The following is a 13,872-nucleotide window of genomic DNA, read 5'->3' on the forward strand; positions in this document are numbered from 1 at the left end:
TAAGATAGAAAAGGCCAAATCCAAACACAACGACAATGCGTATCTCTTTCAATTGGTTACGGGAACTTGTAGAAATTAAACTAACTCCGGAAGAACTAGCTCATACCCTAACAATGGCGGGGTTTGAGGTAGAGGGTATAGAGGATCGTCGCACTTGGGCGAATGGAGTTGTCGTAGGAAAAGTTCTAAAACGGGAACAGCATCCAAACGCGGATAAATTAAGTGTTTGCACAGTAGATATAGGCGGCGAGGAAACACTTAATATTGTTTGTGGTGCATCAAATGTGTGTGCTGATATTTATGTACCGGTTGCGACCAAGGGGACTTATTTACCCAATATTGATTTAAAAATCAAACCGACCAAGCTCAGAGGTGTACCCTCCAATGGGATGATTTGTTCATTAAAAGAATTGGGTTTACCCACAGAGATAGACGGGATTCATATTTTTAGAGAAGAGGGTTTAACCCTGGGTAGGGAGGTAGGTCCCCTTCTAGGTTTGGACGATGTGATTTTAGATGTCACAGCTACCGCTAATCGTGCAGATGCTTTATCCATGGTAGGGATTGCCAGGGAAGTTGCAGCATTAACGGGTGGAAAGCTATCCCTTCCTCAACTAACAGGAGTAGAAATTACCCCCAGCACAGCACAAAAAATCCGGGTGAAAATTTCTGAACAGCACGCTTGTCCTCTATATATTGGTACCCTAATAGAAAATGTGAAAATTGCCCCTTCTCCTGAATGGTTGCAAAGGCGTTTAATTGCTGCGGGTGTACGTCCAATTAACAACATAGTAGATATTACAAACTATGTATTATTAGAAAGAGGACAGCCTCTACACGCCTTTGATAAACAAAGATTAGAGCAGGTAGGTCAGGGAACAGATGTAACTATTGGGGTGAGATTTGCTCAAGGTGGAGAAACTCTCCAAACCCTAGATGGACAAACCCGGAACCTATCTACTCAGAACTTATTAATTACTGCTAACAATCAACCTGTAGCTCTAGCAGGAGTTATGGGTGGTGAAGAAACAGAAATTCATCCAGGTACAACCAGTTTATTTTTAGAAGCTGCACTGTTCAACTCAGTGGCTATTCGTCGTTCTTCTCGCAGTGTAGGTTTAAGAAGTGAAGCATCGGGAAGATACGAAAGAGGAGTTAATTGGGCAGAATTAGCAACAGCTTCTGATCGAGCTTTATCTCTGATGCAGGAGTTAGCAGATGCTAAAGTTGTTCATCAAGAAATTGCTGATTACCGTCCTGATAATGCTCTAAAGAATCATCCTATTATTTTGCGACTAGAGAGAATTAATCAAGTGTTAGGTCCCATTGATTTGGGCGTAGAAACGGGAGAGTTAAAAGCAGCAGATGTGGAAAAGATTCTCACAGCTTTAGGATGTGAACTAACTGATAATCAGGATGGTAGTTGGCAAGTAAAAGTGCCATCCTATCGCTATTCCGATTTAGAAAGGGAAATTGATTTAATTGAGGAAATTGCCCGACTTTACGGTTATGATAACTTTGTTGATACTCTACCCGAAAAAACTGAACCAGGTTATTTACCCTTAGACCAGGAACTAGTGCGAAAATTACGCAGTTATTTAAGAGCAGAGGGTTTAACAGAGTTAATGCACTACTCCTTGGTCAAACCCGGTGAAGACAGGCAAATTCTTTTAAATAATCCTTTATTTGCCGAATATTCAGCCCTGAGAACCGATTTAATTTCTGGTTTAATTGATGCTTTTGAATATAATCTACAGCAAGGAAATGGGGCGTTAAATGGTTTTGAAATTGGCACCATTTTCTCCAGAGAAGAAGAAGGACTAGAAGAATCTCAAGTCATTGCAGGAATTATAGGAGGTGATACCACCGTCGGTAGATGGTTCAATGGGGGAAAAGAAAATCCCATGACCTGGTTCGCAGCAAAAGGTATTTTAGAAAACGTCTTTCAACAACTGGGACTGGAGGTAGAATTTCAACCGGAAAATCGAGATAGACGTTTACATCCCGGAAGGACAGCTTCCTTATGGTTAGGAGGAGCTAGACTGGGAACCTTTGGACAAGTTCATCCCCAACTCAGACGAGAAAAGAGTTTACCAGATGCAGTTTATGTCTTCCAATTAGATTTGGATACCTTACTCAGTACCCTGGATAATGATGAACTATTGACTCCTAAATTTAAACCCTATTCTACCTACCCCGCAAGCGATCGCGATTTGGCGTTTTTCGCGTCTGTAAAAGTTACGGTTGGGGAGATTGAAAAAGTAATTACTAAAGCTGGTAAGGGGTTGCTAGAGTCTGTAGAGGTTTTTGACGAATACAGAGGTGAAAATGTCCCCATAGGACAAAGAAGTTTAGCTTTTCGGTTAGTTTATCGTGCGGTTGACCACACTTTAACTGATAATGAGGTTGAACCAGTACACCATAAAATTCGAGAATCCCTAGTAGAAAAATTCGGTGTTACTTTAAGGAGTTAAATCCCTAGGGAGCAGGTTAAGCTTCACAACTACAAATACCAGAGGAAAAAGATCATGGCAAAATATATTATGTGGGGTAGTTATTGCGAAGAGGTTTTAACTAAACGGGAACCCTATCGTCAAGCACACCTAGAGGGACTGGCAAAACAAAAGGATGCGGGAATACTAATTACCATAGGTCCCACCAAGGATATTACTAAGGTCTTTGGTATTTATGAAGCTGAGAGCGAAAATGCTGTGAGTCAACTCATAGAAGCTGACCCTTATTGGAAAAATGGTATTTGGACAGAGTATATAGTTAAAGAGTGGATTCAAGCTTTTTAAACCAAATATTCAAAAACTTTATCGTTTGAGTGCTCTTTTAAAATTGCGCCTAAAGGAGGAGTTGGTCAGGTAAAACACTGGCCACAGAAGACTAAATTTTAGGCGATTGAAAAATCCTTGACTGAAATGTGTTCTTTCAAAACCTAACCAGAATCGCCAAGCGAAAACCAAATAAATAGAGCCAAGTCCAATAATCATTAGTTTCATCTTTTTACATCCCTGACAGCTCTGTACTGGTAATATGGATTCTATGAATCCATATTACCACCTGTTTGAGCCATTGTCAAGAGTAAAAGGACAAAAATTTTAAGAAATTTGCTACGAGAACACAAAGAATCCCAGTCCAACTGGATCCTCAGCAAGATAATCATTGTATAATGGTCTGGTGTATAGCCGAGGCGAGCCATGATACCCACCTAGTAGATACTTGCTGAGGAGGATGTCAATCATACAATTTTGAGGAGCACATAAGTAAATTTGCTGAACTTTTATAAGATGTCTCTTGTGGAAGTTCCTCAAAGGTCAAAATTAATAGGAGACTAGAAGAGCCATATTTTATAACGAATCTATATGCAATTCAGCTAGTATACAGGAGGATTTATGCGTGCAGTGCTAATGGCAGGTGGTTCAGGGACAAGACTACGTCCTCTAACCTGTGATCTACCCAAACCAATGGTTCCCATCTTGAACAGACCAATTGCCGAACATATTATTCATCTTCTTCGAGAAAATGAAATTACGGAAATAATCGCCACATTACACTACTTACCAGACGTAATTCGGGAATATTTTCAAGACGGTAGTGATTTTGGGGTGCAAATTACCTATGCAATTGAAGAAGAACAAGCTCTAGGTACAGCGGGTTGTGTTAAGAACGTAGCTGAACTATTAGACGAAACATTTTTAGTAATAAGCGGTGATAGCATTACAGATTTTGATTTAAAAGCAGCCATTGAGTTTCATAAGCAAAAAAACTCCAAAGCCACTTTAATATTAACCCGTGTTCCCAACCCAATTGAATTTGGAGTGGTAATTACAGATGAGGAAGGTCACATCAGAAGATTTTTAGAAAAACCTTCCACAGGGGAAGTTTTTTCCGACACGGTTAATACGGGCATTTATGTTTTAGAACCAGAAGTTTTAGAATACCTACCAGAAAATACGGAATCTGATTTTTCAAAAGACCTATTTCCCTTGCTATTAGAGAAGAATGAACCCATTTATGGTTATATTGACCGAGGCTACTGGTGTGATGTAGGTCACTTAGACGCCTACAGAGAGGCACAATATGATGCTTTAAGGAGGAAAGTGAAATTAGAGATTGCCTATATGGAAGTTTCTCCCTCCCTATGGATAGGTCAAAATACTTATATTGACCCCACAGCAAAAATTGAGAGTCCCACTATTATTGGTAATAATTGCCGAATTGGGGCCAGGGTAAAAATTGAAGATGGTACAATAATTGGTGACAACGTGACCATTGGTGCGGATGCGAATTTAAAACGTCCCATAGTCTGGAATGGAGCGATTATTGGGGAAGAAGCAGAACTATCTGCTTGTGTCATTTCCCGTGGTACTAGGGTAGACCGTCGTGCCCATGTAATGGAAGCTGCTATTGTGGGTTCCTTGTCCACGGTAGGAGAAGAGGCACAAATTAATCCAGGGATTCGGGTTTGGCCGAGTAAAAAGATTGAATCTGGTGCTGTTTTAAACATTAATTTAATATGGGGAAACACCGCTCAACGAAACTTATTTGGTCAGCGAGGGGTACAAGGTTTAGCAAACATTGATATTAGTCCAGAATTTGCTGTGAAACTGGGTGTAGCTTATGGTTCCACCTTAAAACCGGGTTCCATAGTCAGCGTTTCCCGTGATCAGCGCACCGTCTCGCGTATGGTCACCCGTTCTCTGATTGCTGGATTAATGTCTGTAGGGGTAGATATTCAAAATCTTGACTCCACTGCAATTCCCATTGCCAGAACCGTAATTCCCAAAATGGCTTTAGTTGGTGGGATTCATGTGCGAGTGCACCCAGACCGTCCCGATTATATCCTGATTGAGTTTATGGATGGTAAAGGAATTAATATTACTAAAGCTCAGGAAAAGAAAATTGAAGGAGCTTATTTTAAAGAGGACATGCGAAGGGCACAAAGTCATGAAATTGGAGATGTGTCCTATCCTAGTCAGGTCATAGATTATTATTGTACAGCTTTTGAAAATCTTTTAAATGTAGAAACTTTACGTAATAGTCGAGCCAAGATTGTTATCGACTATGTTTATGCTATTTCCGGTGCTGTCCTACCCCAACTGCTGGATAAATTTGGTGCGGATGCAGTAGTTTTAAATGCCAGTGTAAATAAAACATCAATGACCATAACAACCAAAGAGGGGCTATTAACTCAATTAGGTCATGTAGTAGAAGCGGTGAAAGCGAACTTTGGTGTACAGGTGTCTGCAAATGGGGAACAACTAATTTTAGTGGATGAGTCTGGTTATCCCGTGCGTGGAGAAATGCTGACAGCATTAATGGTAGAAATGATGTTAACAGCTAATCCTCGAAGTTCCGTAGTTGTACCAGTACATGCTTCGAGTGCAGTGGAACAGGTAGCACGTCGTCATGACGGTAGAGTAATTCGCACCAAAGCCAACCCCACAGCTTTAATGGAAGCTTGTCAAAAAAATTCCCATGTGGTATTAGGCGGTAGTGGCGAAACCGGTTTTATTTTCCCCCAATTACATCCTGGATTTGATTCCATGTTTTGCATCGCCAAATTGATTGAAATGTTAACAATTCAAGAGCGTTCCTTGACTGCTGTGCGGGGAGAGTTACCGCGAGTGATTCACAAGAATTATACCATTCGTTGTCCTTGGATTGCCAAAGGAGCTTTAATGCGTTATCTAGTGGAAACCCATCCCGCACACAACCTAGAATTGATTGATGGAGTAAAAATTTGTCAATCTTATGATGACAGTTGGGTACTAGTATTACCAGATGCTAGTGAACCCTTAGTGCATTTATTTGTTAACAGTAGTGATAAGGAGTGGGCAGACGAAAATATGAGGATTTATCGTTATCGCGTACAAACTTTTGTGGAACGTCAACAGGAACACTACGCAGAAGTTTAACCTAGGTTATAGTTTTTTTGTCAAAAACCTGGAATAAGTTTAAAATATAAGACAGTAGATAGTTTCTTTTTCCTATGAGCAAAACCTTAACTGAATCTATCCGCCAAAGGATTCTGGGTGGTGGGGAAAGATTTTGGCATCATCAAGACTTATCCGACTATCCCTTAGCCACCGTGGCTAAAACCCTTACTCAACTGGTGAAAGAAGGCATCCTGCAACGGGTCAGTAAAGGTCATTATTACCATCCCCGCCCTACTCGATTCGGTATAAGTCAGCCTATCCCTGGTAAAATTCCTCCCCGACTAGCCCAAACGCCCGTATATCCCGCCGGAGTCAATGCTGCTAATTTACTAGGATTTACCACCCAGAACGCCCTCAACGGGACTTTTGCAACCACCGCCAATAGCCTACCTAGGGTTTGGTTAGGAGAACGGGCAAAACTTTATACCCGTCGTCCTAGCACTTGGGGAAATCTATCAACTAAGGAAGCAGCTCTGCTGGACTTTTTACGTTACCGGGGAAAATGGAGCGATTTGTCTCCTGCTCAGACGCACCAACAATTGCTCAAACATTTTCAATCTCCAGAAATGTTCGAGCGATTGGTAGCGATCGCCCATACCGAACCACCGCGAGTGAGAGCAATGTTGGGGGCACTAGGACAGGAATTAGGGTACTCGGTTGAGTTATTGCAACGGTTAAGGGGATTGTTGAATCCTTACTCTAGATTTGATTTTGGGAAATTAAGTACTTTGCGTTATGCTCGGGAATGGCAATCTAAATGAGATTAAACCAACATCCTGACTTTCAAGATGCGCTTGTCGCAGCTAGTGTTTATTTTGCCGCACACGGACTTACTCCCCAGTTAATCGAAAAGGATTACTATGTGACCGAGGCTTTACGGAGGATTGCTTGTGGTTGGGAAACTTCAGTTATTTTCAAAGGAGGAACGAGTTTATCCAAAGGTTGGCAATTAATCAATCGGTTTTCGGAAGATATCGATCTATTTCTGAATAAACAAGCTTTCACACCACCCTTGGGAGCCAATCGCGTCGATAAGGAATTGATGGAGATTGAAGCTGCGGTAGCTCTGAACCCCGGTTTAACTCTGGTGAAGGATTTAGGAAATCGCAAACGCGGTGCGAGTCGGAATAGTTACTTTGACTATCGATCAAGATTTCCAGAAACCGAGACTATCTCTATCATCGCTCCCAGAATTTTACTGGAGATGGGAACGCGCAGCGGAGACTATCCCATTCAGCGAGTGGAACTTACTTCTTATGTGGTGAAATTTCTGCAGACCGTGGGGGAGAATTTAGGAACTGAGGATGAAAGTAGCTTTTCGATGCTTCTACTAGATTTTCGGCGGACTGCAATCGAAAAGTTGTTTGCAATCCACAGTCGTGTCGGACAGTACATCCAAACTAAAGAAGGCTTGGGAAAATACACTCGCCATTACTACGACCTCTACTGCTTATTGCAACAAGTCGAAGTTCGTACTATGTTAGAAAATGATGAGTATCAGCAACTTAAGTTTGATTGCGATCGCATTAGTCGCGAGAGTTTTGGTGATAGCTACACACCACCACCAGGATTGAGTTTTAGGGATAGTTTGGCTCTATTTCCTGATGCGGAGTTGAAGTCTTACTTGAGTTGGGAATATACAATTCAATGTCGTCCGTTATGTTATGGTAGTTTTCCCACTTGGGAGGAGATTTTAGACTGCTTTGAATCTGTTCGCCCGTTGCTATAATTCTGATTTTGCAATCAGAGAAAACAGCTTATCAAACTATTATCATCAAAATAGGTAAAACCCGAAGTAGCACTCTCTCGAATGAACTTTTGTCCGTCATAATAACTGAGATTATGTTACATCTAGAGCAACTATTCACTGAATTTAGTCAGATTAACACAATTCATCAATCTAAAGTATTGTCACATTCAACAAAAATTTAATATAAGATAAGCAATAGGATTAAATAAACAGTCAATCTTGCCAATATTAATTTATGGCAGATTGGATGATTTTTGAATGGATTATGATGGGGGAAAAAATATTGAATTTAATAATTTGAACTAATTTGAGTTTAGTTGATTGTCACTCTAAGACCTTGTAGTATTTGATAAAATGGTGATAATTATGTCTTCTAGTCTTGATGCCAATAGTACCAATAATATTTATGAAACTTACGATAAACACGAGAGCAAGTTTTTAACCCCCTTTGAACGTAAAACACTGTTAAAAAATTTGCAAACCAATTCCCACCCAGAGTATCGCCGCAGAATTGAAATTATCTTATTAGCTGATATGGGAAAATCCCAATCTCAGATCTGTGAGATTATCGACTGTTCCCAGGAAATGGCCAGATATTGGATGGGTATAGCAGAAGCAGGAATGGCACACAAATGGAAAGAGCGAAAGATAGGGAGACCAAAAACCGTTAATAATCAGTACTTAGAAAGATTGAAAGACCTAGTTAATCATAGTCCTCGGGAATATGGCTATGCTTTTAGCAATTGGACCGCTCAATGGTTGAGTAAACATCTAGCTAAGGAATTGGGTATTACCATTAGCGATCGCCATATTAATCGGTTACTCAAGCAAATGGGACTTTCCACTAGAGCTAAAAACCCCTGTGCCATAAAAGATCCAGCAAATCAGGATAAAAGTATTTCAATTTGTGATTTACCATCCAACTTAGAACCTAGTTTTAATTGGTCATTTAGTCTACTTCCAAATCATCAATGATCTCCGGCGAATAATCACTGATAAGAACGTAGGTTGGGTTGAGGAACGAAACCCAACGCCCCCATGAGCATCCTACAAATAATTGTGCCTCCCTACTTATAGGAGTTTAGGAAATGATTTCAGCCCTTTCTCAAGAACATATATCTGCCCAAATTAGTCATATTTTAGGTAAATCCCTGGATCAAAAGGATTTAGAAAATTGTTTGCAAAAATTGGAAATCATTGAACCTATTGTGGGGAAACAATTTTGGCAATCTGAAACCGCCCGCCCAGGAATTTATTTAGTATTATCAGGTCGAGCGAGAATATTAGATAGTAGGAACAATTTAGTTAGCACTTTAACATTGGGAGCATGCTTTGGGGAGTTGACATTATTTCCCGAATATGATTTTGCCAATTATGTTGTTAGAGCTTCCGTAGATTTAAAGATTGGTTATCTTCCCCAGGAAGTAATTAATCAATTGCCTAGTGTTCTAGAGCGTCTGCTACTCCAAGCCAAGAATTGGGATAGCTTTTTAAAAACACACCTAGAAACACCAATCTCTACCACAAGTCAGAATATCATTCAATTTCCTCCAGAGAGGAAACCAGTTAAACCAGCTAAACCAGAACGGAAAAAATCACAAAAATACTTCCCTACTCCCACAGTTACAGTTAGTAATTGGTGGCATAAAATTAGTAAACGATACCCATATTTTGAACAACAAAGTGCTTCCGACTGTGGCGCAGCTTGTTTAGTAATGATTAGCCGTTATTGGGGGAAAAATTTCAGTATTAATCGTCTGCGAGAACTGGCTAATGTTAACCGTTCTGGTGCATCAATGAAAAGTTTAACCAGTGCTGCTGAAAGTATTGGTTTTGCCACCCGTCCAGTAAAAGCCAGTTTAGATAAATTTGCTCAGCAACCATTACCCGCGATCGCCCATTGGGAGGGAAAACATTATATAGTAGTCTATGAGATTAGCAAAAAACAGGTAATTGTAGGAGATCCCGCTATTGGACAACGAACTTTAACAGTTGAGGAATTTAAAGCTGGGTGGACTGGTTATGCACTATTATTAGAACCTACAAAATCTTTTCAAGAGAGCATAGAAGCTAACAGCCCATTTTGGCAGTTATTTGAGTTAGTGAAACCTCACTTTCAGATACTTGTAGAAGTTTTGGTGGCTTCGATTTTAATTCAGATCTTTGGTTTGGTAACACCCCTATTTACCCAACTTTTGTTGGATCGGGTTATAGTTCAGGGTAGCACAATAACCCTAAATACAGTTGGGTTTGGTTTACTAATTTTCGGATTATTTAGAGTAGTGATTAATGGACTTAGACAATATTTATTAGACCACACAGCTAATAAAATTAGCGTAGCATTATTGGTGGGATTTATCAAACATACATTTTTACTACCCTTGTCTTTTTTTGAGTCTCGTTATGTGGGTGACATTGTTTCTCGCGTACAAGAAAACCAAAAAATTCAGCGATTCCTCACGGGGGAAGCCCTATCTATTATTCTAGATTTACTAACGGTATTTATTTATGTAGGCTTGATGTTTTGGTATAGTCCACCTCTAGCATTGTTTGTTTTAGCAATTGTCCCACCATTTGTTTTTCTAGCATTATTTGCCACACCTTTTTTGAGACGTATTAGTCGAGAAGTATTTGGAGCATTAGCCAAAGAGAATAGCTATTTAATTCAGGCTTTAAGTGGCATTTCTTCAATTCGTTCCTTAGCTATAGAACAAACTGTAAGATGGCGCTGGGAAGAATTACTACATAATTTGACCAAGAAAAACTTTGCCGTTCAAATTATTAGTAATAAGTTACAAATAATTAGTGCCACCATTCAATCTTTAGCAACAACAGGCTTACTCTGGTTTGGCGCTTGGTTAGTAATTCACAATCAGTTGACTATTGGTCAACTAGTAGCCTTTAATATGTTATTAGGCAACATTATCCAGCCTTTTCAAAGGTTAATCGTGTTGTGGAATCAACTTCAAGAAGTTATAGTTTCTACCGAGCGCATTAATGATGTATTAGAAGCAGAAGTAGAAGAAGATTTAGTCATCCAACCTCGGCAAAGTCTATCAAAACTAAGGGGAGAAATTTGCTTTGAAAATGTCACCTTTCGTTATCACAAAGACAGCGATATTAACATTTTAGAAAACATCAACTTTCACATTAAACCTGAACAAACCGTAGCAGTAGTAGGAAGAAGTGGATCTGGTAAGACAACTCTATCCAAACTAATTTTAGGATTATATCCTGCGACAGATGGTAGAATTTTAATAGACAATCAAGATGTGACAAGTATTGCTCTCAAATCCTTACGGTCTCAAATAGGGGTTGTGGACCAGGACACATTTTTATTTGGTGGTACAATTAGAGAAAACATCAGTATTGCCCATCCAGAATCCACCTTAGAAGAAATCATTACCGTGGCACAATTAGCAGGTGCAGATGAATTTATTAAATTTATGCCCATGGGTTACGAAACTCAAATTGGTGAGGGAGGAGGTATGTTATCGGGGGGACAAAGACAACGATTAGCTATAGCTAGAGCATTATTAGGAAATCCGCGCCTTTTAATATTAGATGAAGCCACCAGTCATCTAGATGCAGAATCTGAAAGAATTATTCAAAAAAACTTGCAGAAAATTCTCAAAGGACGCACTAGTTTAATAATTGCCCATCGTCTATCTACCGTACGTCATGCTGACTTAATTTTAGTATTAGATCGGGGAATTTTAGTCGAGCAAGGTACTCACGAAGAATTGATTGCTAAACGTGGAAATTATTACTATCTTAATCAACAACAGTTATCCGTAGTTAGTTAGTGAACTTGAGGTAAGGGAAATTTATGCCACAATCAACCTATAATTCATCTTCGGCAATTTTGATATCAGAACAACCGCCAATTGCCGAAATTATTACTCAAGAAAATCCCAACCAGATAGAAACTTCAGTTAAAGACTGGTTTTATGGCACGGAAGAATTATTAGATGCTTTACCCAAAGTGTGGACCAGATCAATGCTGTATTTACTAGTTACTTTTACAGCAGTTGCTTTACCATGGATTATGTTCTCTCAAATTGACGAAACGGGGAGTGCTAGTGGTAGAATGGAACCAAAAGGTGCAACTCATAAGTTAGATAGTTCAGTCATGGGTAGTGTGGTTGCAGTTAATGTAAAAGAAGGTACCAGGGTTCAAGCTGGACAACCTTTGATGGAAATTGACTCTCAATTACTGCGCACACAATTACAAGAAGCTCAAGCAAAATTAGAGGGTTTAGTCAATCGTCAAACTCAAATAGAACTGTTATATAATCAGGTGTTGCTGGCTATTAATATTCAGAAACAACAAAATCAATCCCAATCCCTAGAAAAACTTGCCCAATTAAATCAAGCAAGGGAAAATCTCGATGCTAAACAGAGTGCGTATCAATTGCAAAAATTGGAAAGACTTACTCAAGTAGAACAAGTAAAACAGAATATCCAGTCTACCCAAATTGCTTATGGATTAGCTGAAAACCGTTTACGTCGAGATTCCCTAGAAGTTGCTCGCTATAACCAACTGTTAGAAGAAGGGATAATTCCTCAAACCCGATTTGTGGAGATAGAAAAAACAGCAGAAGATAGTCAAAGATTACGACAGGAAGCTAGTTCTAACCTGCAAAGGGCTAGTTTACAACTACGGGAAGAATTAAGCCGATACAACTCGGTTATGAATCAATTAAGGTCAGAAATTCAACAAGCCAAACTCCGGTTACAAGAACAGGAAAGTAGTTACCAAAGTATTATTCAAGCAGGTAAATTAACAGTGTTAAAAAATCAAGAGCAACTCAAAGATTTACAAACACAAATTAGTGGCATAAAATCGGAGATTAGCCAAACTAAAAGTCAAATCAAGTCCCTGCAATTACAATTACAACAACGAACATTGCGATCGCCTGTGGATGGTATAGTCTTCGAGCTACCGATTAAAAAGCCAGGTGCTGTTGTTCAGGTAGGACAAATGGTAGCTCAAATTGCTCCCAAAGATGCCAATTTAATTTTGAAAGCGGAAATACCAAGTCAACAAAGTGGTTTTATTAAAGTAGGAATGCCAGTAAAAATTAAATTTGATGCCTATCCATTCCAGGAGTATGGGGTAACTCAGGGAAGGGTTTTATGGATTTCACCTGATGCAAAGGTTTCACCAAATAGACCCACTTCTGTGGAAACATACCAATTAGAAATTGCCTTAGAAAAACCCTATATCAAATCTGGGGATAAGCCCATTCCCCTAATACCAGGTCAAACAGCTACCGCAGAACTTATTGTCCGTCAACGTCGAGTTATGGATCTGATATTAGATCCATTTAAAAGATTACAGAAAAATGGTTTGGATTTATAAGATTAGAGGAGGAAAAAATCATGTTAGAAAAAATCAATGTTGGTGATCAAGATATTCTGTATCACCTAAAAATATCTTGTCAAATGCCCAACATATTAGATGCGATCGCCAGTAGGAAAATAGTGACACAGACAGCGATGAAAGAAGATATTCAGATAACCACAGCGGAACTACAGCAAGCAGCGGACAATCTGAGATTAGCCAATAACCTAGTCAAAGCAGAAGACACCTGGGCCTGGTTAAAGAAACACTATTTATCCCTAGATAACTTTGAAGAAATTGCCTACACCAACCTACTATCTGCCAAATTGGCTAATCATTTATTTGCAGACCAAGTGGAATCATTTTTTTATGCTCATCAACTGGAATACATTGCAGCAGCAATTTATGAAGTCATATTAGATGATGAAGATTTAGCCCTAGAAATATTTTATGCCCTGCAGGAAGGGGAAATTAGCTTTCATGAAGTAGCTCGTCAATATATTCAAAATCCAGAACTCCGTAGAGCAGGGGGATATCAAGGTATGCGTGAGCGAAAAGATTTCAGACCAGAAATTGCTGCGGCCATTTTTGCTGCTAATCCTCCACAAATCCTCAAACCCATCACCACACCTCAAGGAGTGCGTATCATCATGGTAGAAGAGATTATTCAACCCCAGTTGAATGAACAGATACGTCTGAGAATTATAGGAGATTTATTTACAAATTGGTTGAGACAACAAATAAGTACCCTAGAAATCGAAGTTAATTTAGGAGCTAAATACAATCTACCTCTGTCTCCACTTATCATCACTCAGACTAGTTAAAATGTA

General features: G+C 39.5%; 9 protein-coding genes. All 9 read left to right on the forward strand.

Translation table 11 applies throughout. The features are described 5' to 3' along the window. Positions 1–35: 35 nt before the first annotated feature. The 9 genes from pheT to C6N34_RS05000 all read left to right on the forward strand — a co-directional run bounded on the left by pheT (position 36) and on the right by C6N34_RS05000 (position 13,866). Complete coding sequence (pheT, locus tag C6N34_RS04955) at positions 36–2,474, forward strand: phenylalanine--tRNA ligase subunit beta (protein WP_115538333.1); 2,439 nt, start codon at positions 36–38, stop codon at positions 2,472–2,474. Between the two features lie 54 nt (positions 2,475–2,528). Then, entirely contained in the window at positions 2,529–2,798 is a 270-nt protein-coding gene (locus C6N34_RS04960) for a YciI family protein (RefSeq protein WP_057177313.1), read from the forward strand. Positions 2,799–3,398: 600 nt separating this feature from the next. Beyond that, complete coding sequence (locus C6N34_RS04970) at positions 3,399–5,924, forward strand: mannose-1-phosphate guanyltransferase (protein WP_115538334.1); 2,526 nt, start codon at positions 3,399–3,401, stop codon at positions 5,922–5,924. Positions 5,925–5,998: 74 nt separating this feature from the next. Then, positions 5,999–6,706, forward strand: coding sequence for a hypothetical protein (locus tag C6N34_RS04975; RefSeq protein WP_115538335.1), 708 nt, complete (start codon positions 5,999–6,001; stop codon positions 6,704–6,706). Next, positions 6,703–7,674 (forward strand): nucleotidyl transferase AbiEii/AbiGii toxin family protein, encoded by a 972-nt coding sequence (locus tag C6N34_RS04980; RefSeq protein WP_115538336.1) that lies wholly within the window; start codon positions 6,703–6,705, stop codon positions 7,672–7,674. The genes C6N34_RS04975 and C6N34_RS04980 overlap by 4 nt, the downstream gene beginning before the upstream one ends. Positions 7,675–8,061: 387 nt before the next feature. After that, positions 8,062–8,670, forward strand: coding sequence for a helix-turn-helix domain-containing protein (locus C6N34_RS04985; protein WP_057177316.1), 609 nt, complete (start codon positions 8,062–8,064; stop codon positions 8,668–8,670). A 113-nt stretch (positions 8,671–8,783) separates the two neighbouring features. Further along, positions 8,784–11,501: an ABC transporter transmembrane domain-containing protein gene (locus C6N34_RS04990; RefSeq protein WP_115538337.1), complete on the forward strand. Its 2,718-nt coding sequence runs from the start codon at positions 8,784–8,786 to the stop codon at positions 11,499–11,501. A 23-nt stretch (positions 11,502–11,524) separates the two neighbouring features. Further along, entirely contained in the window at positions 11,525–13,060 is a 1,536-nt protein-coding gene (locus tag C6N34_RS04995; RefSeq protein WP_115538338.1) for an HlyD family efflux transporter periplasmic adaptor subunit, read from the forward strand. Between the two features lie 20 nt (positions 13,061–13,080). Beyond that, positions 13,081–13,866 (forward strand): peptidylprolyl isomerase, encoded by a 786-nt coding sequence (locus C6N34_RS05000; protein ID WP_115538339.1) that lies wholly within the window; start codon positions 13,081–13,083, stop codon positions 13,864–13,866. Positions 13,867–13,872: the final 6 nt, after the last annotated feature.

The sequence above is a fragment of the Cylindrospermopsis raciborskii Cr2010 genome (genome assembly GCF_003367075.2).
Lineage (GTDB): Bacteria > Cyanobacteriota > Cyanobacteriia > Cyanobacteriales > Nostocaceae > Raphidiopsis > Raphidiopsis raciborskii.

Excerpts from the sequence above, each read along its gene's own strand:
- pheT (WP_115538333.1), top strand. The coding sequence starts at position 36 with ATGCGTATCTCTTTCAATTGGTTACGGGAACTTGTAGAAATTAAACTA.
- C6N34_RS04960 (WP_057177313.1), top strand. The coding sequence starts at position 2,529 with ATGGCAAAATATATTATGTGGGGTAGTTATTGCGAAGAGGTTTTAACT.
- C6N34_RS04990 (WP_115538337.1), top strand. The coding sequence starts at position 8,784 with ATGATTTCAGCCCTTTCTCAAGAACATATATCTGCCCAAATTAGTCAT.
- C6N34_RS04995 (WP_115538338.1), top strand. The coding sequence starts at position 11,525 with ATGCCACAATCAACCTATAATTCATCTTCGGCAATTTTGATATCAGAA.
- C6N34_RS05000 (WP_115538339.1), top strand. The coding sequence starts at position 13,081 with ATGTTAGAAAAAATCAATGTTGGTGATCAAGATATTCTGTATCACCTA.
- C6N34_RS04975 (WP_115538335.1), top strand. The coding sequence starts at position 5,999 with ATGAGCAAAACCTTAACTGAATCTATCCGCCAAAGGATTCTGGGTGGT.
- C6N34_RS04980 (WP_115538336.1), top strand. The coding sequence starts at position 6,703 with ATGAGATTAAACCAACATCCTGACTTTCAAGATGCGCTTGTCGCAGCT.
- C6N34_RS04970 (WP_115538334.1), top strand. The coding sequence starts at position 3,399 with ATGCGTGCAGTGCTAATGGCAGGTGGTTCAGGGACAAGACTACGTCCT.
- C6N34_RS04985 (WP_057177316.1), top strand. The coding sequence starts at position 8,062 with ATGTCTTCTAGTCTTGATGCCAATAGTACCAATAATATTTATGAAACT.